Annotated in this window: 22 protein-coding genes and 1 tRNA gene; 14 read left to right on the plus strand and 9 right to left on the minus strand. The window is 60.9% G+C overall.

What is annotated here, in order from left to right; all coding sequences use genetic code 11:
• Window positions 1–2: 2 nt before the first annotated feature.
• Together gloB and rpsA are read right to left on the minus strand one after the other, a co-directional pair.
• Complete coding sequence (gene gloB, locus AC0V6X_RS04470) at window positions 3–758, minus strand: hydroxyacylglutathione hydrolase (RefSeq protein ID WP_486183385.1); 756 nt, start codon at window positions 756–758, stop codon at window positions 3–5.
• Window positions 759–864: 106 nt separating this feature from the next.
• The gene (gene rpsA, locus AC0V6X_RS04475) at window positions 865–2,574 is read right to left on the minus strand and encodes a 30S ribosomal protein S1 (protein WP_486183386.1); all 1,710 of its coding nucleotides are present in this window, start codon (window positions 2,572–2,574) and stop codon (window positions 865–867) included.
• Between the two features lie 306 nt (window positions 2,575–2,880).
• On the opposite strand from rpsA, the gene AC0V6X_RS04480 reads away from it, so the two are divergent.
• Window positions 2,881–3,468, plus strand: a complete 588-nt coding sequence (locus tag AC0V6X_RS04480; RefSeq protein ID WP_486183387.1) for a hypothetical protein — start codon at window positions 2,881–2,883, stop codon at window positions 3,466–3,468.
• A 15-nt stretch (window positions 3,469–3,483) separates the two neighbouring features.
• Here AC0V6X_RS04480 and cmk read toward each other — a convergent pair whose 3' ends face one another.
• The 6 genes from cmk to aroA are packed head-to-tail and all read right to left on the minus strand — an operon-like array spanning window position 3,484 to window position 7,711.
• On the minus strand, window positions 3,484–4,122 hold the full coding sequence (cmk, locus tag AC0V6X_RS04485) for a (d)CMP kinase (RefSeq protein WP_486183388.1): 639 nt from the start codon (window positions 4,120–4,122) through the stop codon (window positions 3,484–3,486).
• Window positions 4,119–5,594, minus strand: coding sequence for a hypothetical protein (locus AC0V6X_RS04490; protein WP_486183389.1), 1,476 nt, complete (start codon window positions 5,592–5,594; stop codon window positions 4,119–4,121). Before AC0V6X_RS04490 ends, cmk begins: the two co-directional genes overlap by 4 nt.
• Entirely contained in the window at window positions 5,591–5,839 is a 249-nt protein-coding gene (locus AC0V6X_RS04495) for a hypothetical protein (protein ID WP_486183390.1), read from the minus strand. The genes AC0V6X_RS04490 and AC0V6X_RS04495 overlap by 4 nt, the downstream gene beginning before the upstream one ends.
• Entirely contained in the window at window positions 5,836–6,135 is a 300-nt protein-coding gene (locus AC0V6X_RS04500) for a CBU_0592 family membrane protein (protein ID WP_486183391.1), read from the minus strand. Before AC0V6X_RS04500 ends, AC0V6X_RS04495 begins: the two co-directional genes overlap by 4 nt.
• Window positions 6,132–6,374 (minus strand): hypothetical protein, encoded by a 243-nt coding sequence (locus tag AC0V6X_RS04505; protein WP_486183392.1) that lies wholly within the window; start codon window positions 6,372–6,374, stop codon window positions 6,132–6,134. Before AC0V6X_RS04505 ends, AC0V6X_RS04500 begins: the two co-directional genes overlap by 4 nt.
• Window positions 6,371–7,711, minus strand: a complete 1,341-nt coding sequence (gene aroA, locus AC0V6X_RS04510) for a 3-phosphoshikimate 1-carboxyvinyltransferase (protein WP_486183393.1) — start codon at window positions 7,709–7,711, stop codon at window positions 6,371–6,373. Before aroA ends, AC0V6X_RS04505 begins: the two co-directional genes overlap by 4 nt.
• A 174-nt stretch (window positions 7,712–7,885) precedes the next feature.
• Here aroA and AC0V6X_RS04515 point away from each other — a divergent pair, with 174 nt between their 5' ends.
• From AC0V6X_RS04515 to AC0V6X_RS04565, 11 genes are all read left to right on the plus strand, one after another.
• Window positions 7,886–8,230 carry a TIGR02300 family protein gene (locus AC0V6X_RS04515; protein WP_486183394.1) on the plus strand — a complete coding sequence of 115 codons (345 nt, stop codon included), beginning with the start codon at window positions 7,886–7,888 and terminating at the stop codon, window positions 8,228–8,230.
• Between the two features lie 383 nt (window positions 8,231–8,613).
• A tRNA-Ala gene (locus AC0V6X_RS04520) sits at window positions 8,614–8,689 on the plus strand.
• 290 nt (window positions 8,690–8,979) lie between these two features.
• The gene (gene ffh, locus AC0V6X_RS04525) at window positions 8,980–10,452 is read left to right on the plus strand and encodes a signal recognition particle protein (protein WP_486183395.1); all 1,473 of its coding nucleotides are present in this window, start codon (window positions 8,980–8,982) and stop codon (window positions 10,450–10,452) included.
• Window positions 10,453–10,503: 51 nt separating this feature from the next.
• Window positions 10,504–11,055 carry a 30S ribosomal protein S16 gene (gene rpsP, locus AC0V6X_RS04530; RefSeq protein WP_486183396.1) on the plus strand — a complete coding sequence of 184 codons (552 nt, stop codon included), beginning with the start codon at window positions 10,504–10,506 and terminating at the stop codon, window positions 11,053–11,055.
• A gap of 108 nt (window positions 11,056–11,163) precedes the next feature.
• Window positions 11,164–11,667: a ribosome maturation factor RimM gene (rimM, locus tag AC0V6X_RS04535; RefSeq protein WP_486183397.1), complete on the plus strand. Its 504-nt coding sequence runs from the start codon at window positions 11,164–11,166 to the stop codon at window positions 11,665–11,667.
• Window positions 11,668–11,671: 4 nt separating this feature from the next.
• Window positions 11,672–12,268: a glycine-rich domain-containing protein gene (locus tag AC0V6X_RS04540; RefSeq protein ID WP_486183398.1), complete on the plus strand. Its 597-nt coding sequence runs from the start codon at window positions 11,672–11,674 to the stop codon at window positions 12,266–12,268.
• A complete protein-coding gene (locus AC0V6X_RS04545; RefSeq protein ID WP_486183399.1) occupies window positions 12,268–13,101 on the plus strand; it encodes a TIGR04222 domain-containing membrane protein in 834 nt (277 codons plus the stop codon). The genes AC0V6X_RS04540 and AC0V6X_RS04545 overlap by 1 nt, the downstream gene beginning before the upstream one ends.
• A gap of 22 nt (window positions 13,102–13,123) precedes the next feature.
• Complete coding sequence (locus tag AC0V6X_RS04550; protein WP_486183400.1) at window positions 13,124–14,077, plus strand: carbon-nitrogen hydrolase family protein; 954 nt, start codon at window positions 13,124–13,126, stop codon at window positions 14,075–14,077.
• Window positions 14,078–14,497: 420 nt separating this feature from the next.
• On the plus strand, window positions 14,498–15,334 hold the full coding sequence (gene trmD, locus AC0V6X_RS04555; protein ID WP_486183401.1) for a tRNA (guanosine(37)-N1)-methyltransferase TrmD: 837 nt from the start codon (window positions 14,498–14,500) through the stop codon (window positions 15,332–15,334).
• Entirely contained in the window at window positions 15,331–15,699 is a 369-nt protein-coding gene (gene rplS, locus AC0V6X_RS04560; RefSeq protein WP_486183402.1) for a 50S ribosomal protein L19, read from the plus strand. The genes trmD and rplS overlap by 4 nt, the downstream gene beginning before the upstream one ends.
• A gap of 169 nt (window positions 15,700–15,868) precedes the next feature.
• A complete protein-coding gene (locus AC0V6X_RS04565) occupies window positions 15,869–18,094 on the plus strand; it encodes a S9 family peptidase (RefSeq protein ID WP_486183403.1) in 2,226 nt (741 codons plus the stop codon).
• 108 nt (window positions 18,095–18,202) lie between these two features.
• Here the strand turns inward: AC0V6X_RS04565 and AC0V6X_RS04570 are convergent, their stop codons facing one another.
• Window positions 18,203–19,099, minus strand: coding sequence for an alpha/beta fold hydrolase (locus tag AC0V6X_RS04570; protein WP_486183404.1), 897 nt, complete (start codon window positions 19,097–19,099; stop codon window positions 18,203–18,205).
• 72 nt (window positions 19,100–19,171) lie between these two features.
• On the opposite strand from AC0V6X_RS04570, the gene AC0V6X_RS04575 reads away from it, so the two are divergent.
• Window positions 19,172–20,197 carry an aspartate-semialdehyde dehydrogenase gene (locus AC0V6X_RS04575; RefSeq protein WP_486183405.1) on the plus strand — a complete coding sequence of 342 codons (1,026 nt, stop codon included), beginning with the start codon at window positions 19,172–19,174 and terminating at the stop codon, window positions 20,195–20,197.
• Window positions 20,198–20,207: 10 nt separating this feature from the next.
• Complete coding sequence (locus tag AC0V6X_RS04580; RefSeq protein WP_486183406.1) at window positions 20,208–20,816, plus strand: DUF2238 domain-containing protein; 609 nt, start codon at window positions 20,208–20,210, stop codon at window positions 20,814–20,816.
• Window positions 20,817–20,818 lie beyond the last annotated feature (2 nt).

The following is a 20,818-nucleotide window of genomic DNA, read 5'->3' on the forward strand; positions in this document are numbered from 1 at the left end:
GCCTAGAAGTTGTCCTTGGCCGCTCTCAGAGCCGCAAATGTCTCATGCGGTGCACTTCCGCCCCACTTGGCGATGATCGCCCCGTCATCGGCGCGCAGGAACGGGTTGGTGGCGAGCTCCTTCGAGAGCACTGTCGGGACTGTCCATTCACCCTTCGCGCGCTTTGCCGCGATCTCGTCCGTGTAAGCTTGCAGCGCCGCATTGTCCGGATCAGCGTGGAGCGCAAACTTTGCGTTCGCTTCAGTGTATTCGTGTGCGCAATAGAGCTTCGTTTCTGAGGGGAGGGCGCGGATGCGATTGAGGCTGTCCCAGAACTGCTTCGGCTCACCCTCAAACATTCGCCCACATCCAAGCGCAAAGACAGAGTCTCCGACAAAAGCGATGCCCGCGTCACGCAAATGGAACGCGATATGGCCGTTGGTGTGACCGGAAACGTCGATCACAGCCGCCTCGAACGTGCCGAGCTCTACTGTGTCGCCATGCGCAACCAGACGATCGATGGGCGAGAGCTTTTCGACCTCTTTGGGTGCGATGACCCTTGCGTCGGTCGCCTCGACAATCTCGACATTCCCGCCCGCATGATCTGGATGCCAATGGGTGTTCCAGATATGGGTGATCGTCCAGCCCTTGGCCTCGGCCTGCGCAAGATACTCCTTCGCATCCGGCGTATCGATAGCCGCGGTCTCTCCGCTGGCGGGATCATGGAGGAGGAATCCGTAATTGTCGGACAAGCAGGGGAATTGGTGGACTTGAAGCATGGGGCTTAGTCTACCACTTCAGCGTGGCGAGGGAACCCAAAAGAAAAGGCCCGCCTGCATCGCTGCAAGCGGGCCTTTCTGATTTCGCTTAGAAGCGCAGTGACACTTACTCGTCGCCCTTCTTGAGAGCTTCGCCGAGGATGTCGCCAAGAGACGCGCCGGAGTCGGACGAACCGAACTGCTGCACTGCTTCCTTCTCTTCGGCGATTTGACGCGCCTTGATCGAGAAGTTCGGCTTCTTCGAACGGTCGAAACCGGTGACCATTGCATCGACCTTCGCGCCGACCTGGAAGCGGTCAGGACGCTGCTCGTCGCGGTCGCGGCCGAGATCCGAACGCTTGATGAAGCCGGTCGCGCCATCGTCGCCAACCTGCACTTCGAGGCCGCCATCGCGGACTTCGAGAACGGTGACGGTGACAGTCTGACCCTTGCGCAGCGAGCCAGCGGCCGCTGCGCCTGCTTCAGTCGGAGCGCCCTTTTCGAGCTGCTTCATACCAAGGCTGATGCGTTCCTTGTCGACATCGACGTCGAGAACGACGGCCTTGACCATCTCCCCCTTGCGGTGAAGCGCCAGTGCGTCTTCGCCCGAGATGCCCCAAGCGATGTCGGACATGTGGACCATGCCGTCGACGTCGCCATCGAGGCCGATGAACAGACCGAACTCGGTGGCGTTCTTGACTTCGCCTTCGACCTCGGCACCGACCGGATGCTTCTCGGCAAACTCGTCCCACGGATTGCGCTGAGCCTGCTTGAGGCCGAGCGAAATACGACGCTTCTCGCTATCGACTTCGAGGACCATAACTTCGACTTCCTGAGAGGTCGAAACGATCTTGCCCGGGTGAACGTTCTTCTTGGTCCAGCTCATTTCGCTGACGTGGACCAGGCCTTCAATGCCCGGCTCCAGCTCGACGAATGCACCATATTCGGTGATGTTCGTGACCTGACCTGACAGCTTCATGTCGACCGGGTACTTTGCAGCAACGCCATCCCATGGATCGCTTTCGAGCTGCTTCATGCCGAGCGAGATGCGCTGCGTTTCGGCGTTGATGCGAACGATCTGGACCGTCACGGTGTCGCCGATGGCGATCACTTCGCTGGGGTGATTGACGCGCTTGTAACTCATGTCGGTGACGTGGAGCAGGCCGTCGATACCGCCGAGGTCGACGAACGCACCGTAATCGGTGATGTTCTTGACCACACCGTCGATTACCTGACCTTCGGCCAGCTTATCGATCAGTTCGCTACGCTGTTCGGCGCGAGTTTCTTCGAGGACTGCACGGCGTGAGACAACGATGTTGCCACGGCGACGGTCCATCTTGAGGATCTGGAACGGTTGCGGCACTTCCATCAGCGGGGTGACATCGCGTACCGGGCGGATATCGACCTGCGAGCCGGGCAGGAAGGCCACGGCGCCGTCGAGGTCGACAGTGAAGCCGCCTTTGACGCGGCCGAAGATGCGGCCTTCGACGCGCTTGCCTTCGCCGAATTCGTTTTCCAGCTTGTCCCAAGCAGCTTCGCGGCGGGCGCGGTCGCGGCTGAGCATGGCTTCACCGTCGGCGTTTTCCACGCGGTCGACATAGACTTCGACTTCGTCACCGACCGAAAGGCCGTGATCGTCTTCGCCGCGGGCAAATTCTTTGAGATTGACGCGGCCTTCGCTTTTGAGGCCTACGTCGATGACGGCGTGGCCGGCTTCGATCGCGGTCACGGTGCCTTTGACGACGCGGCCTTCGAAGCCTCCGTTGTCGGCGCCGCCGAGTTGTTCGTTGAGAAGCGCTTCGAAATCGTCGCGCGTTGGGTTTGCTGCAGTTGCCATAAGGTTGGCGTTTCCTGTTTTCGTTTTGCTACCGGCCACCGGTTTTTCCGGGGTCTTAAACCGTCTCCGCCACACCATTGTGGAGGCTAACGGGGCAAGAGGCCGATCTCTGCGCGGGGCCGGATGCACGCCACACAGGTTCTTTCAACCAAATTGATTGCGAGAACGGGCGGGCGGGTAGGGCAAACTGCCGTGAAACGCAAGGGAATTCCCCCGAATCGCAGGGAGGTGATGGGTGTCAAATTCGTTTTAACCTTCTCACGGTAGAGGTCTTGTTGACGAAACACATCCGCACGAGGACAAGTAATGACTTGCAAAAAACGCAACAATGTAGCTTGGGCAGCGCTGGCGACTGCGGGTCTCGCCCTTGCAGCGTGTGGCGGAGGCGGGGACGAGCGCGTCTACGATCTCTCCCTGAGTGATGCCCGGGCTAAAATCTCCGGCAAGCAGTCCTCCTACACAACCGGTGACCAGACCCGCACAATGCGGGTTGCCTCCTCCGGCAAGGACGGACTGCGCGCCACCATGTCCCACGCGGGCAGCTTCGCGAGTGCCTGTGTAATCAAGTTCGAGGAAGTCAGCGAAAGCCAGACCCGCATCACCCCGGATTGCGGCGGTGCCAGCAGCGCTGCGGGCGACACTTTGATGGCCTTCTTCGAGATGGAAGTCGACGCCCATGTCCGCAAAATACTGACCGGCACCCCCATCGATGGCGAGAAGATGGCCCGTCAGCAGGTCATTATGATCGCCAAGAACGCCAGCTCCATCATCAAGGAAGGCGGCGAGGATTTTGAACTTGAAGAGCGCGCCAGAGACGCTGCCATTCGCCGGGTTGAGAGCCAACAAGACGGTTGGGGCGATGACGCTGCGGCTGCAGATGGTTGGGGCAATTAAGCGCCCGACTGAGGCCTAGCCGTCAGCCAAAGCCCGCTCAACTGCCTCACGCACCGCTTCAAAAGCCGCCTCCCGATCAAAGGCTGTGGTGTCGATCACCAGCGCGTCCTCGGCGGCTTTCAAGGGCGCATCCTTGCGGTTGATGTCGCGCGCATCGCGGGCGACGATGTCTTTCTCAATCTCGGCCAAGGGAATCTCCTCCTCATGGTCGAGTTTCTTGTCGATCATCTCCAGCCACCGACGCCGCGCGCGCTCCTGCACGCTGGCCGTGATGAACAGTTTTACGTCCGCATCAGGGGCAATGACTGTCCCGATGTCGCGCCCATCCAGCACCGCTCCGCCCGGTTGCTCGGCAAAGGCGCGCTGGCGCTCGAAGAGAGCCTCACGCACCGCCGGATGAACGGAGACCTGACTGGCAAGCGACCCTGTCTCCTCCGCCCGCAGGATCGGGTCATCGAGCAGCGCATCGGCAAAGGTGCAGGCGGCCAAGGCGTCATCGGCATTGCTGGGATCGCCCTTGTTCATCGCCACCTGACGGCCCACCGCGCGGTAGAGCAACCCGGTGTCGAGATGCGGCACGCCAAAATGCGCGGCCAGCCGCTTGGCAATCGTGCCTTTCCCGCTGGCGGTGGGTCCATCAACCGCGATGATCATTCGTCGTCTTCCTCTACACCTTCAGCGCCGTAAGCGATGTAGTCGAGCGCTTGCAGCGACGTTTCAAAATAGGCGGCGAGCCGCGGATTGTAATCGTAACAAGAGCCAAATCGGCCCGGATAGACCTCGCTCATGGCGCGGCATTGTTCGCCTATATCGAGATAGGTTTGCGCAATCTGGCGGAACCGTCCGGGAGATTCGTCAGGTTGGACCAGTTGGCGGGCTTGGGTAAGCACATAGATTGCTTGTCTTAGATAATCGAACATCGCCTCAGGGTTTCCCCCTTCCAACGACTTATCCGCAACCACCCTGTAACAATCCTCTTGGGCCAGCAGCAGGGCAAGCTGATCATCGCGCCATCCCCCGCCAAAGTTGGAGGGCGAATAGCCGCGCAGCTCACCATACGAATGCCCATTGCGCGCCACGACCATAAGGCCCTGCTGTGCCTCGTAGTGCCTACCGCTGTTGCAAATCCGATGGGCTGGCTCTTTCGAAAAGTCGGAGTGCATGGCGCGCGCGTAGTCGGCGAGCACCTCTTCGCGCCAGATGCGAACGGTCACATTGGCGAACCACTGGTCCTCGTCCAATCGTTCCCGGATGCCCTCATAGTCCTCATTCAGTTCGCGAAGTTCCTGTAGGTCAATTCCGGCCTCGAATATCTGCTGGAGCTGGTATTCCGCATCACCATAGCGCGCGGTTGGGCGGTCGGGCGGCAGCCCGTCCAACTCCCCCAGCAACAGCGCGCGCTGGACCAAATAGCGACGCTCCAAAACACTGAATTCCAGCTCATAGTCATCGAATGGCTTGAGCCGCATCGACGATATTTGCGCTTGTCTTTCCTCGATGCTTTCCAAGAAGGCATCATAGGCGAGCACCACCTCTATATGCGGGCGAGCGCGTTCGAGCATGGCCGCCGAGCTGTGGAACCGTGACGCCCTTAGCCAGCTGTCAGCAAGGAAACGGTGCTGGTAGATGGCATTGGTCAGCTCGCGCAGCCTTTGAAGGTCGGGATCGTTGATGTCAAACCTGCGGAATGCATTAAAGTCTCCCGCTTCGCGCAGGGCGTGCGCCTCCTGCATGGATGGCCAGGCCCTGTCCCACCGCTTGGTGAGCTCCGTCCCGAGCGTGTCGACGGATAGCGGATTGGGAAGAGATGCCTCCTCCAGATATTCGATCGCACCGGTCGCGCTGACTTCATCGCCATAGGCAAGATGCCAGCTTAGAAGGCTGCTCTCCAAGAGTGAAAAGCGCCCGCAACCGCCACCTTCGTAGGTTCGGCGGAAGGATAGCGGGACTGGATTCTCTCGAATGCGCAACTGGTCCTCGCGTGCGCCGGACCACGAACGGGCGACGGCGATACAAATGATGTTGCCATCTTCCTCGTCCGAGCTTGCCTCGGCATCCTGAGCCATCGCCGGTGAGGCGAAGGAGGCGGCCATTGCTGCGGCCAATCCGAACCTAAAACGCTTCATGAAAACGTGTCCCTGATCTTGCGCGGCGTCATGGCCCGCTCTTCCTTTTCTCGCCAGCGGGAATGGAGGAAGAGCAATCCCGCTGTTGCTGATGCGAGATTGATGGCGAGGGTGCCCCAATTCACCTCCCACTCGTTCCAGAACAAGGCTGATCCTATCGCAAAGCCATAAAGTGCCACAGTCGCCAGAACGCGGCGGCGGATGGATTTGGAGCGGAGGATCGCAGCTTTCGGCTTGGGGATCATTCCCCCGTTGTGTCGCGCGCCTTTCGCATACGCAAGTTTTTCGAGCGGAGGGCTTTGAAGAGCCCAAAAAGAGCAATCGCCGCCCAGAACCCTTCGAGCACGAGGCTCGGCCAATTGGTGTGGACCAACAGGCTGATTGTCAGCAGAGCGGCTCCGGCCAGATTGGTGCCGTGGAGGACATAGGGGTTCGGCTCATCCACATAGGTGAGATAAGCATAGGCGCCGATAATGCAGGCGGTGCCGACGAAACCTATGGCGGAATAGATGTCGAGGGCGGCTGTCACTGGCTCGGTCATTTGAAGGTCTCTGCGTCTTTCTTGGCCTTGCGCTCAGCGCGTTTCTCGCGTCCTTTTTCTCGCGCCCAATCCCAGCGTAGCCAGGCGAGAAACCCGACGACCGGCATGAAGATGGGAAGCCAGTAGAGCAGCTTTGGATCGATTGGCTCTCCATCGACCACATAGCCCCAGATTGCCGCTCCGAGAAACACGATCCCGGCAAGCAGGATGCTGAAGAGGATTTTGTGGCGGGTGCTCACGCGCCGGCGCTTTCGAGCAGCTCCATGAAGGTGGGGAAGCTGGTGGCGATGGGCGCTGTGTCGTCAATTTGCACGCCGCCCTGGCTGGCGAGGCCTGCGACGGCCATGCTCATGGCGATGCGGTGGTCGAGCTGAGTCTGGACCTGTGCGTTGGATGTGCCGCGCAGAGGTTGTCCGCCTGTGCCGTGGATGGTGAGGCCGTCCTCCTGCTCCTCCACATTCGCGCCCGCTGCGGTGAGCGCGGCGGCCATCACGGCGATGCGGTCGCTTTCCTTGACGCGCAGCTCTTCAAGGCCGGTGGTGCGGGTGGTGCCCTCGGCGAGGGACGCGGCGACGAAGAGGACGGGAAACTCGTCCACCATGGTCGGCACGATGGCGGGGTCGACGTCGATGCCTTTCAGAGGGGCGTGGCGCACGCGCAGATCGGCGACGGGTTCGCCGCCGACTTCGCGAGGGTTCAGTTCTTCGATATCCGCGCCCATTTGCCGCAGCACGGTGACAATGCCAGCGCGGGTGGGGTTGAGGCCGACATTCTCAACCACGAGATCGCTGCCCGGCACGATACTGGCCGCGACAAGGAAGAATGCGGCGGAGGAGGGGTCTCCGGGCACTTCGACATCCATCGGTTTGAGGTCAGCCTCTCCGTGGATGGAGATTGTCCGCTCTCCATCCTCTTCGACCACGTCCAATTGCGCGCCAAAGCCTTGCAGCATCCGCTCGGTATGGTCGCGGGTGGGGACAGGCTCGATCACGCGGGTGATGCCGGGTGTGTTAAGGCCTGCGAGCAGTACGGCGCTTTTCACCTGAGCGCTTGCCACGGGAAGTCGGTAGGTGATCGGCACAGCGGGCTGGGCGCCGCGCAGCATGCAGGGGAGGGTACCTCCAGCGGAAGCCTCAAAACTTGCGCCCATCTGGCTCAGTGGATCGATCACGCGGTTCATCGGGCGGCCCGAGAGGCTGGCGTCCCCGGTGAAGGTCGCGGTGATGCCATGGCTCGCCAGCAGTCCCATCATCAGCCGGGTAGACGTCCCCGAATTGCCCATGTCGAGCGCTGTGCGAGGCTCCAGCAGGCTGCCAAGCCCTGCGCCATGTACGACCCAGGTGCCGTTATCCTGCCGCTCAATCTGAGCGCCCAGTTGGCGCATGGCAGCGGCGGTGGCGAGCACGTCTTCGCCTTCGAGCAATCCGGTAATCCGGCTCTCCCCCACGGCAAGCCCTGCAAACATCAGCGCGCGGTGGCTGATCGACTTGTCGCCGGGCACGCGCAGAGAGCCCTTTAGCGGGGCGCTGGCGGTGAAAGTGTGAGGGGCCTGAGAGGCTGGCGCGGAGTGGCTCATAGCGCGCCGGTCTTTGACAGCGGCTCTGCCATCTGGCAAGCGCGCGCCGCCGATTGATTACGGCTTACCACGAGCGCTCTTGATTCCCGCGCTTGAATGTGGTCGAGCCCGCAACCATAAATTCGTCTTTCAAGAGCCCGTTTCAACCGGGCAAACCGTAAGGATTTACGCCAAATGCCAAAACCAGAATGGGGAACAAAGCGCACCTGCCCGCAGACGGGCGAGCGCTTTTACGACCTCGGCAATGATAACCCGGTGACCAGCCCGAACGGCCACCAGTGGTATCCAGAGCCTGTGCTCAAGTCGAAGCAGCCGATCCCGATCGACGATCCCAACGCCAAGAAGGACGGCGCAGCTGACAGCGACCTCTCCGGTGACGATCAAGACGATGAACTGAAGGACATCGAAAACATCGACGACGAAGAGGATTCGCCGGACAACGATGTGGATCTTGGCGGCGACGATGACCTTGGCGTGTCCAAGGGCAAAGGCGACGACGACGACGACGACGATAATTGATTGTTGCGCAGGCCCATCCGGGCCTGCGTCCTCGCTAGACGCGCGGCAAGCCGCGCCCGCTGCGGGCGGGCAGTCGCCCTCTGGCTCGCCTGGCCGGCTCGCGATCAGCGCAACCCAACAGGGTCGAACCCAGTTTCCTTGCGCCACCTCGCTGCGTAGTCGCGGAGCACGGCGGCGCAGCCGCCGCAAGGGCGACCGCCCGCCCGCAGCGACGCGACCTTCAGGTCGCATGAGCGAGGACATCGCACCGCGGATGCGGTGCGCAAAACAAAAAACGCGCTAAGAAAACTCTTGCCAATTTGGCTGAGCACTCATAAAGCGCGGCTCCCTTGCGAAAGCGGGGGATTGGCCTTATTTCTGATAGGGTCACAAGACGATGAGATGGGGCCTTAGCTCAGCTGGGAGAGCGCAACACTGGCAGTGTTGAGGTCAGCGGTTCGATCCCGCTAGGCTCCACCATCGACTTGTCTTTTCCGCCTGGGTGGGCTGCAAATCGCCCGGCTTTGCGCTTCCTGTGCTCACGACCCTTAAGGTCGCTGCGCGCCGGGTCACAAAACCGAACGATTTTCGCCGACACCCAGACGAAAAATACAAGCCGATGGCGTTTGAAGTATAAAAGCCGGTTATCTGTAGAGGATTACCGCACGCTGGCCGACGAGGTTTCGTCCGCCGGCGTTTTTCGCGTTCGGGACAATCCCGAGCATTTGATACGTTCTCGGGTCGACCACCCGGGCGAGGAGTAGAAGTCTATGTTTGACAATCTGTCCGATCGCCTCGGTGGGGTGTTCGACAAGCTCAAAGGCCGCGGCGCGCTTAAAGAGCAGGACGTGCGCGACGCGATGCGTGAAGTGCGGGTGGCTCTGCTTGAAGCCGACGTTGCCCTGCCGGTTGCGCGCCGTTTCATCGATGCGGTCACTGAGAAAGCCATCGGTCAGGAAGTCCTGCGCTCGGTCACTCCCGGCCAGCAAGTGGTCAAGATCGTCCATGACGAACTCATCGCGATGCTGTCGGGCGACGAGACCGATGAAAGCGGCGTATCCGAAGGGCTGAACCTCGAAGCCAAGCCTCCGGTCGTCATCATGATGGTCGGTCTGCAAGGCTCTGGTAAAACGACCAGCACGGCCAAGCTCGGCAAGCTGATCCGCGAACGGCACGGCAAGAAAGCGATGATGGCATCGCTCGACGTCAACCGTCCGGCGGCGCAGGAGCAGCTCGCGGTGCTCGGCGAACAAGTCGATATCGCGACCCTGCCAATCGTCGCTGGCCAGCAGCCGGTCGATATTGCCCGCCGGGCGATGGAATCCGCACGCCTCCAAAACTTCGACGTCCTCCTGCTCGACACCGCAGGCCGCTTGCACGTTGACGAAGCGTTGATGGCGGAGATGAAGGCGGTATCGTCCGTCTCTGCTCCGACCGAAGTGCTTCTGGTGGTCGATGCGCTCACCGGTCAGGACGCGGTGAACGTCGCGCAGAGCTTCTCTGGCGAAGTCCCGCTCACCGGCGTCGTGCTTACCCGTATGGACGGCGATGCACGCGGCGGCGCGGCGCTTTCGATGCGCGCTGTCACCGGCAAACCAATCAAGTTTGCAGGGACGGGCGAAAAGCTCGACGCGATTGAGCCCTTCCGCCCGTCCTCCGTCGCTGACCGTATCCTTGGCATGGGCGACGTTGTCAGCCTGGTTGAGAAAGCCGCTGCGACGATCAAGGAGGAAGAGGCCCAGCAGCTCGCTGAGAACTTCGAGAAGGGCAAATTCGACCTCAACGACCTGCGCATGCAATTGCAGCAGATGCAGAATATGGGCGGCCTTGGCATGCTCGCGGGCATGATGCCGGGCATGAAGAAGGCCAAGCAGGCGATGGCTGCGGCTGACATGGACGACAAAGTGCTGGTCCACATGGACGCGATCATCACGTCTATGACGGCCAAGGAACGCGCCAATCCCGCACTGATGAATGCCAAGCGCAAGAAGCGTGTGGCAGCAGGCAGCGGCACCGATGTCCAGTCGGTCAACAAGCTTTTGAAGATGCACAAGGAAATGAGCCGCGCGATGAAGCAGCTCAAGAAGATGGGCGGCTTGAAAGCGCTCGCCGGCATGTTCGGTGGCGGCGGAGGCGGCGGCCCGATGGCTGGGCTTCCCGGAATGGGCGGCGGCGCTCCCGGTGGCATGCCACCAGGTCTACCTCCCGGTCTTCCCGGACTTGGCGGGCCCAAGAAGAAATAGTTTCACATATCTACGCAAATTCAAGAATTTAAACTCGAAAGGTAATACACAATGGCAGTTGCAATCCGGCTTTCGCGCGGTGGCGCCAAGAAGCGTCCTTACTACCGCATCGTGGTCGCAGACTCGCGCGCTCCGCGTGACGGTAAGTATCTGGAGCAGATCGGCACCTACAATCCGCTGCTCGCCAAGGACAATCCTGAGCGCGTTAAGCTCAACGAAGACCGTGCGCGCCACTGGCTCGCCGTTGGTGCGACCCCGTCGGACCGCGTTCTGCGCTTCCTCGATGCTGCTGGCATCCAAGAGCGTCCGGCTCGCAACAACCCGAACAAGGGTAAGCCGGGCGAGAAGGCCGTCGAGCGCGCCGAGGAAAAGGCTGAGAAGCTGAAGGAAGCGGAAGAAGCGAAGAAGGCGGCTGAGGAAGAAGCCAAGGCAGCAGCCGAAGCTCCGGCTGAAGAAGCACCTGCAGAAGAGGCTCCGGCTGAAGAAGCGGCTGCTGAGGAAGCTCCTGCTGAAGAGGCTCCTGCCGAAGACGCACCGGCCGAAGAAGCGCCTGCTGAAGACGCACCGGCTGAAGACGCTGGCGAAGACAAGGCTGAAGGCTAAGCCTGGCATGAAAAGACCCGTTCGTGCTGAGCTTGTCGAAGCACCGTCCTTCATTTTCGAGAAGAAGTACGGCCCTTCGACAGGCTCAGGGCGAGCGGGTTCTTACCTATGAGCGTCGATCGCATAGAACTCGCCGCCATTACCGGGGCGCATGGCGTTTCGGGCGATGTTCGCCTGAAATTGCTGGGCGATGGCGTTGACGCGCTGCGCCAGCATCAATCGTTCAATGACGGCGCACTCACTCTGAAAACCGTCCGCTCCGACAATAAAGGCGGCGCGATTGCGCGCTTTGTCGAGGTTTCGGGGCGCGGCGCGGCGGAGAAGCTGCGCGGCACAGTCCTGACCGTTGCGCGCGATGCTCTGCCCGAACTTGCCGAGGACGAGTACTACCACGCTGACCTGATCGGCCTGGCGGTTGAAACCGACGCTGGGGACACGATCGGCTCCATCACAGCGGTCCAGAATTTCGGTGCAACCGACATTATTGAAATCCTGCGCGATCCTCCGCCCAAGAAGGGCCTTAAAAGCATCATGGTCCCGATGACTAAGGACGCCGTGATCGAGTGGGATGACACGCGGCTTGTCATTGCGAAGGATTTCGCCGACCAATAGGGGCATGGACCCCGCTCCGCCAAACACACCGGCCCCGCAGACCCCAAAGGCGCTTCAATCCGACCTGTGGAAGCGGCTCGACAACTATACAATCGGGCCGGAGACCGCGACCTTGTCCTTTGCGGGTCGGCTCGCGCGGGAAAACCGCTGGGAGCCTGATTTCACGCAGGCCGTGATCCTTGAATACAAACGCTTCTGCTATCTCGCGGTGAGCGCTGGCGCGGAAGTGACACCCTCTGACGCGGTCGATCAGGTCTGGCATCTGCACCTCACCTATAGCCGCGATTATTGGGGCGAGTTCTGCCCCGACATCCTTGGCGCGGAGCTGCATCACGGGCCGACCGCCGGGGGCGCAGCGGAGCAATCTCGCTTCTACGACCAATATGCCTCGACCCTCGGCCTCTACGAAGACGCCTTTGGGGAGGCGCCCCCGCCCGATATCTGGCCCGCCGCCCAGCGCCGGTTTGGCAAAGACCCACGCGCCTTTCGCGTTAATCCAGAGGACGTTATGGTGCTCGAACGGCGTTTCGCCGTGCTCGGCGCAGTTGGTTGGATCGCGCTGGGCGTGGTGATCGCGGTTTTGATTGGAGTGATTTTCTGATGGAGCTCTTTTCGTCCTATACGGGCGCGGATTTTCTGGTGTTCTACGTCCTCTTGCTGGCCGCGGCTGTGGCGGCAGGGCTTTGGATCCCGGCGAACTTGCGGGCTTCTGGCACGCAAAGCACTACGCTCGACGCAGAGGAAATGGCGGTTCTGTCCGGAGGGGCTCTCCGACACGCCGAGACCGTTTCCACCGACCTGATCGCGAAGGGTGCCTTGAGCAAGGCAACAGGCGGCAAGTTGCAAGTTACCAAATTGGATGTCGAGGCAAGCAAGGCGGGCAAGGCAGTCCTGCGCAAAGTGGGCGCATTCGACCTGCGCGAATTGCGGATGACCACCGCGCTTTACGCCGACCAGATCGAGGCAAGCCTTATCCAGCGCGGCCTGCTGATGGATGCGAGTGAGAACCGCAAATTGCGGCTGCTTTCTATCGCGCCATACGTGTTTCTACTGGCGCTTGGCCTCTATCGCGCAGTTGCCGGGGCCCTTGTGGGAGAGCCGATTGGGCTGCTCATCGTGCTCATGCTCGTGACGCTTGGCTTGGGCGTATGGCGCTTTGATAAATACGATCCGCGAACACGTGCGGGCAATGATCTGCGTCGCGAAACCGAGATCATGTCTTCGCGCATTGAACGCGCCCCGGCAGCCCACGAGGCTCCTTTTGCCGTGGCCGTATTCGGGACCGCAGTGCTGCTGGGGACGCCGTGGGAAGCGGTTCATGCCACGAAGCAGTCGGCCATCGGGGCAGGGGGAAGCAATTCCGGAGGCTGCGGAGGCTCCAACAGCGATGGTGGCGGCGGCGGCGGTGGAGGCTGCGGCGGTTGCGGGGGGTAGCGCGCGCCTGTAAGCGGCGCTCATGACCACTCTGAACGTCGCCATCTGCCAAGCCGCTCCGATCCCGCTCGACTTTGCCGGTGGGATTGAGAAAGCGACCCGCCTTGCCCGCGAAGCTGTTGAGGGCGGGGCGCAATTCGTCGCGTTTGGGGAGACCTTTCTGGGCGGTTATCCGCTGTGGCTGGATGAGGCTCCGGGCGCGGCGCTGTGGGATCATCCGGGGACCAAGGCGTGCCACCGGATCATGCTCGAACAAGCGATTGTGCCGGGGGACGAACGCCTGCTGCCCTTGCAGGAACTGGCGGATGAGAGCGGCGCTTGCATCTCCATCGGCGCGCATGAGCGTCTGCGTCAGAGCCTCTACAACAACCAGCTGCTGATCCGTCCGGGTCAAGAGCCGCTCGACCACCGCAAACTGGTACCGACGCATGGCGAGCGCCTGATCTGGATGCGCGGCGATGGCTCGACGCTCGGCGTGCATGAGGCGGAGTGGGGCCGTGCGGGCAACCTCATCTGCTGGGAGCACTGGATGCCGCTCGCCCGCGCCGCGATGCATAATCTGGGTGAGAGCGTGCATGTTGCGGCATGGCCCACCGTGCGCGAGGAATATGCGCTCGCGTCACGGCATTATGCGATGGAAGGCCGCTGCTTTGTCCTCGCGGCGGGGCTAGTCCAATGGCGCGACGACCTGTTCGACGGGCTCGAGCGTGTCGGTGGCGATGCAGAGGCGCTGGCGCTGTTCAACGCCATTGAGGGCGACCAACTCAACCGGGGCGGCTCCATGATCATCGCTCCCGATGCACGGGTGCTGGCAAAGGCGGGCGAGGGCGAGGAGATCCTCCACGCCGAGCTGGACCTCTCAGAGATCGGACAGGGACTGGCGAGCCTCGATACGGATGGGCACTACTCACGGCCCGATGTGTTTGAGCTCAACGTCGACACGCGGGCGAAGGATGGGGTGAATTGGGGTGAGTGAAGAACTACAACAGCCTAGCAGAGGATCAAATCCATGGATCATCGTAATTGCAATTTGCCTTGTGGCGCTCGTGGGCATGTATGGTTGGAATACCTATACGGCCGCTAAAGAGCGTGAATGCCTTGCCCTTTCGCAACAACCTACATTCACAGTCAGAGTTACGGGCCACCGTTGGTCATTCGCCGAGGGTTGTGAAGTCCAAATCGTTTGGTCGCGTAGGCCGCTCGATCCAGAATGGACTGAGGAATGGCTTTTCCGCAGCGTGCATACTGTTGCGGATGATTGATGACCTTCGCCCCCACTCAACACCCGTTCATCCTGAGCTTGTCGAAGGATTGCACTTCACTTATCTCGACGGCGCGGAAAAGAAGAGCGGTCCTTCGACAGGCTCAGGACGAGCGGGTAGGTTAAACTGAGCTCATGACCTTTGCCGCCACCATCCTCACTCTCTATCCGGAGATGTTTCCCGGGCCGCTAGGCACTTCCCTTGCTGGCAAGGCGCTAAGCCGAGGAGATTGGTCGTGCTTGACCGTCAATCCGCGCGATTTTGCCTCGGACAAGCACCGCACGGTTGATGACACGCCCGCAGGGGGCGGGGCGGGGATGGTGCTTAAGGCGGATGTGATGGCGGCGGCTTTGGACTCAATTTCACCTCCCCTCCCCAGCGGGGAGGGGCCGGGGGTGGGGGCTCCACGGGCAGAGACCTCGCACACCCACCCCTCAATCCCCTCCCTCAAGGGAGGGGAGGCACAGGTTCCCATCCTCGCTATGACGCCGCGCGGGACACCTATCACCCAACAGCGCATCCGCGAGATCGCCCAAGGCCCCGGCGTCACCCTCATTTGCGGCCGTTTCGAAGGCTTTGACGAGCGGCTGTTCGATGCGCGTCCTCAGATCGAGCAAGTCTCGCTCGCCGACATCGTGCTTTCCGGCGGAGAAACCGCGGCGATTGCGATACTTGATGCTTGCATTCGGCTGCTTCCCGGCGTAATGGGCGCGGCTCAAAGCGGGGCGGAAGAGTCGTTCGAGGACGGCCTTCTTGAGTACCCGCAATATACCCGACCTCAAGAATGGGAAGGGCGCACGATCCCCGAAGTGCTGCGATCGGGGGATCATGCGAAGATTGCGGCATGGCGCAAAGCCAAGTCGCAAGAGATCACTCGGTTACGCAGGCCGGACTTATGGGACCGCTATAGTGGCGATCCGGTCCAGTCTGCCTCTGGCGCGCGGCGAAAAGATAAGGAAACGGACCAGTGAACCTGATCCAGCAAATCGAAGCCGAAGAAATCGGCAAGGTTACCAAAGAGATTCCCGAATTCCGCGCGGGCGACACCGTGCGCGTGGGTGTGAAGGTGAAGGAAGGCAACCGCGAGCGTGTGCAGAACTTCGAAGGCGTCGTAATCGCGCGTTCGAACCGTGGCATGGGCTCCAACTTCACTGTGCGCAAGATCAGCTTTGGCGAAGGCGTGGAACGTGTGTTCCCGCTCTACGCACCGATCGTGGACAGCATCACCGTGGTTCGCCGCGGCGTGGTGCGCCGTGCGAAGCTGTACTATCTGCGTGGCCGCACCGGTAAGCGTGCTCGTATCGCCGAGCGCCGTGAGAATGCGCCCAAGGCGTAAATCTCGCTTGCATGCGAAATTCAAAGAAGGGCGGTCCTGCGGGGCCGCCCTTTTCTTTTGGGCCTTTTTCGTTTGGGGCATTGAGGTTGTCCACTTGCGTTTTATTCCCGTCATTGCGAGGAGCCGTTTCAAACACCTTTGTGTCGAATATGAGAGGGCTATCCTTGAAATGCGCTTACCCATCCTCGCCGCTGCTGCTGCCATTTGCCTCCCCACTCTTGCAATCGCGGACGATCATATGAGCGACGCTTCTCCCGAACTGACTTTCGAACGTGTTTTTGCCTCGCCTTCGCTGAACGGTCCTGCGCCGCGGCAGGCGAAATTCTCGCCGGATGGCAAATACCTGACGCTGCTGCGCAATCGTGAGGATAACGCGGCGCGCTACGATCTGTGGGGATACGAATTTGCGACGCGTGAGTGGACGATGCTGGTCGACAGCGAGGCCATCGGCACAGGCCGAGAACTCTCCGAAGACGAGAAGATGCAGCGTGAGCGCGCGCGGGTTGGCAACCTTTCCGGCATCATCTCCTACCAATGGGCGAGCGATGGTTCGGGCGTGCTCGTTCCGATTGATGGCGATCTCTATTTCGCGCGTTTGGGCGGTGAGATCACGCGCCTGACCGATACTGAGGAAAGCGAGCTCAACCCCTCGCTGTCCCCGCGCGCTGGCTATGTCAGCTTTGTGCGCGAGCGTCAGTTGTGGGTCGGTGAAGTCGGGGGAGAGGCGGCTCCGATCACGCCGCGCGAAGACGACACGATCCGCTGGGGCGAGGCTGAGTTTGTCGCGCAAGAGGAAATGGGCCGCCTGACTGGTTACTGGTGGAACGGCAATGACACGCGCCTCGCCGTGCAGCGCACCGATGAAAGCCCGGTCGGCATCGTCACCCGCGCGGCCATTGGCGCGACCGGCACTCAGGTTTTCGACCAGCGCTATCCGGTGGCAGGCTCAGACAACGCCATTGTCGAGCTGTTCGTCATGGACCCCGATGGCGGAAACCGTGTGAAGGTGGACCTCGGCGTAGAGACCGACATCTACCTCGCCCGCGTCGATTGGGGGCCGGATGATTACCTCTACGTCCAGCGCCAGAACCGCGAGCAGACCGTGCTCGACATGCTCAAGGTTGACCCCAGAACGGGTGAGAGTGAGATCTGGTTCACGGAAACTGCGGCGCGCGACGATTACTGGATCAACCTGTCCGACAATTACCGCTTCCTCTCCGATGGCACTTTGCTGTGGTGGTCAGAGCGCAGCGGCTATGGCAACTTCTACCGCTTTGATGGCGAGAATTGGACGCAGCTTACCTCCGGCACTTCGCCCGCAAGCAAGCTGGTGGGCGTCAATGAAGAGGACAAACAGCTCTTCTACACCCGCACCGACCGCGTTCTGACGCAGCAGGTCTACGTCACCTATCTCGAAGGCGAGAGTGAGCCGACGATCCTCACCGATCCCGACTACACCAACTCGGCGACTATGGACCCGACCGGGCAGACATTGCTGATCACTCGCTCAGCCCCCGATCAGCCGCCGCAGAGCTATCTGGCGCTGCGCAATGGTTCGGAGCTGGCCTGGGTGGAAGAGAACGGGCTGGGCGAAGATCACCCCTACACGCCCTATCTCCTCGGCCACACGATGCCGGAGTTCGGCACAATCCCGGCAGAGGATGGGACGGAGCTGCATTACATGATGCTGCGGCCCGATATGGAGCCGGGCAAGAAGTATCCGGTTTTCTACTACCACTATTCCGGCCCCGGTCCGCAGATCGTGGACCTTGGCTGGGGCGGGGCGCTGGCACAGGCTGTGGTCGATCGCGGCTATATCTGGTTTGCGCTCGACAATCGCGGCACTGCCAATCGCGGGGTCGATTTCGAGCAGCCACTCTACCGCGCGATGGGCGGGGTCGAGGTGCGCGACCAGAAGACGGGCGCAGAGTTCCTGCAAACGCTCGACTTTGTCGATCCGGACAAGATCGCGCTCTATGGCTGGTCCTATGGCGGATATATGACGCTGAAGCAGTTGCAGGCCGATCCGGGGCTTTATGCAGCGGGGATCTCGGGTGCTCCCGTGACGCGCTGGGGTCTCTACGACACCCACTATACTGAGCGTTACATGGGCGACCCGCGCGAAGTGCCCGAAGCCTATGAGGCGGCGAGCGCCATCCCCGATGCGACCAATATCAGCGATCCGCTGCTGCTGATACACGGCATGGCGGATGACAATGTGGTGTTTGAAAACTCCTCCGAGCTGATCAGCGTGTTGCAAGAGAACAACGTGGCCTTCGAGATGATGCTCTACCCCGGCTACACGCACCGTGTCTCGGGTGAGCAGATATCCCCTCATCTGTGGAACACGATGTTCCGCTTTCTGGAGAGCCACGGAGTGACGCCGCCGGAATAGGCACTTGGCTTCTTAATCGTCACCCTGAACTTGTTTCAGGGTCCATGTCACACTCAAGCTCCAGTGTTTGACCCAGAGATGGATCCTGAAACAAGTTCAGGATGACGACTATTGGGACAACCACTCTAAGGCGACCCGAGCGACCTCGTCAGGCGCTTCGACCTGCGGGTAGTGTCCGACATTGGGGATCAGGTGATGCCGCGCATCCGGCACCACGTCGCGCCACTTGTCATAGGCGTGCTTGCCTGAAACCGGATCAAGCGCGCCGTTGATGAGGCCGATTTTGCCCTGCGCGTCCACCAGAGCCGCCTCCCACCGCGCCTTATGCGTGCGCCGGTCCGCGATGTAATGGAGCAGCTTGTGCATGATCCGGTGGCCGCCATTGTGGCTTATGAACTCCCAGAATTGGTCGAGCTCTGCCTCTGAGGGTTTGGTGTCGGGGCCAAAGACTTGGGAGAAGCTCTTCCCAAACAGGTTGCGGCTGTTGAGCAGGCCCAAAAGGAACCCAAAGGGCGACACGCCGACCTTTTGCATCAGGACGGGACGGTGCTGGTCGGGAAAGATGCCTCCGTTGAGGAAGACCATCTGTTCGAGCCCATTTGCGCCAGTGCCATCCTGTTGCCGCGCGAGCAATTCCTGTCCGACCGACACGCCATAATCATGCACCAGCGCGTCAAACTCGCTGATGCCGAGTTGGGCGAGCAACGCCTCCTGAATGTCGGCTTGTAGGTGGATCGAGTAGCCGGAGCCCCCTGAACCATTCTTGGGCTTGTCGGAGAGGCCGAAGCCCAGCATGTCACAAGCGATCAGGTGGTGCTTTGCACCCAATATCTCCCACACAGCCGCCCAATCCCACGCACAGGTTGGAAAGCCATGGACGAGCAGCAGCGGTGCCGCGCTTTCATCCCCTCCGGTCCAATAGGCAATATTGTGCCCCCGAAAGTCGAATTGCTTGGCGCTTTCCCGCCATTCTTGTGTAGTTGCGTCGTGTTGTCTTCTTGGCACGTCTTTCCCCTTGCATTGGCACGCTAGTGCCGTCAGCGAGGCACGCAACAATTTCAAACCGGAGAATGTGAATTGGGCTACCGTGTGGCAATCGTTGGAGCGACCGGCAATGTCGGGCGCGAAATGATGCAAATCCTGGCTGAGCGGGAGTTTCCCTGCGACGAAATCGCGGCCGTCGCCTCTAGCCGCAGCCATGGCACCGAAGTGGAATATGGCGACACGGGCAAGATGCTCAAATGCAAGAATATTGAGCATTTCGACTGGGCCGGATGGGACATCGCGCTGTTCGCAGCAGGCTCTGGCCCGGCCAAGGAATTTGCGCCTAAGGCAGCGGCCGCTGGCTGCGTCGTGATCGACAATTCCTCGCTCTATCGCATGGACCCCGACGTGCCGCTGATCGTGCCGGAGGTGAACCCAGACGCGATTGACGACTATTCCAAGCGCAACATCATCGCCAACCCCAATTGCTCAACCGCGCAGCTGGTCGTGGCGCTGAAGCCGCTCCACGACGCCGCCACGATCAAGCGGGTGGTTGTCTCAACATATCAGTCCGTCTCTGGCGCAGGCAAAGCGGGCATGGATGAGCTCTTCGAACAGTCACGCGCCATTTTCGTCGGCGATCCGGTTGAGCCTGCCAAGTTCACCAAGCAAATCGCCTTCAACGTCATCCCCCACATCGACGTCTTCCTGGAGGACGGCTCCACCAAGGAAGAGTGGAAGATGATGGTCGAGACCAAGAAGATCCTCGACCCCAAGATCAAGCTCAATGCCACCTGCGTGCGCGTGCCGGTCTTTGTCGGCCATGCCGAGGCGGTGAATATCGAGTTTGAGAAAGAACTCTCGGCGGAACAGGCGCAGGAAATCCTACGCGAAGCGCCCGGCATCATGCTGATCGATAAGCGCGAAGATGAAGGATACGTCACCCCGGTCGAGGCTGCGGGTGATAGCGCGACCTATATCAGCCGCGTGCGCGAAGACCCGACGGTCGAGAATGGCCTTGCTCTGTGGTGCGTTGCCGACAATCTGCGCAAAGGCGCAGCTCTGAACGCAGTGCAGATTGCAGAGCTTCTCGGGCGGCGGCACCTCAAGAAGGGCTGATCGCGCGGTGATGGGGCTGCCCAAAGCGCAAGTCGCCATGCTGGCGCTCATCGCGATTGGCGTGCCGCTGAGCGCTTGGGGCGCGATCTATCCGACGAACACCTGGCTGCAAGTGGGGCCGGTGGCGCTGCTGCTTCCCGCCGCGTGGTGGGCTTTGCGACGCTGGCCGGTGAGTAACGTTTCGGCGGTGTGCATGGCCGCCTTCGTGATCTTGCACCTGTTTGCGGCGCGTTGGTCCTATAGCTTCGTCCCCTATGACGTGTGGACCGACGGAGTGATCAGCGCTTTCTTCGAGTGGGAGCGCAACCATTTCGACCGGCTCGTCCACTTCCTGTTCGGCGTGCTCGCGATGCCGCCCATGGTGGAGTGGGGTGTGCGTTACTGGAACATGACAAAGCGCCTTGCATGGGTCTTTGCCATCACATTCGTTTTCGCAGTCGGAGGCTTCTACGAAATCTTCGAATGGACGCTTACATTGACCCTCGCACCCGAAGATGCGGGTGCTTACAATGGGGAGCAAGGCGATATGTTTGACGCGCAAAAGGACATGGCGCTGGCAGGGTTGGGCGCTGTGCTGATGGTGCCGCTGGTCCGCAGGGCTGCATGGTGGAAAGGGTGATG

It is taken from the genome of Erythrobacter sp. S267 (assembly GCF_057365045.1).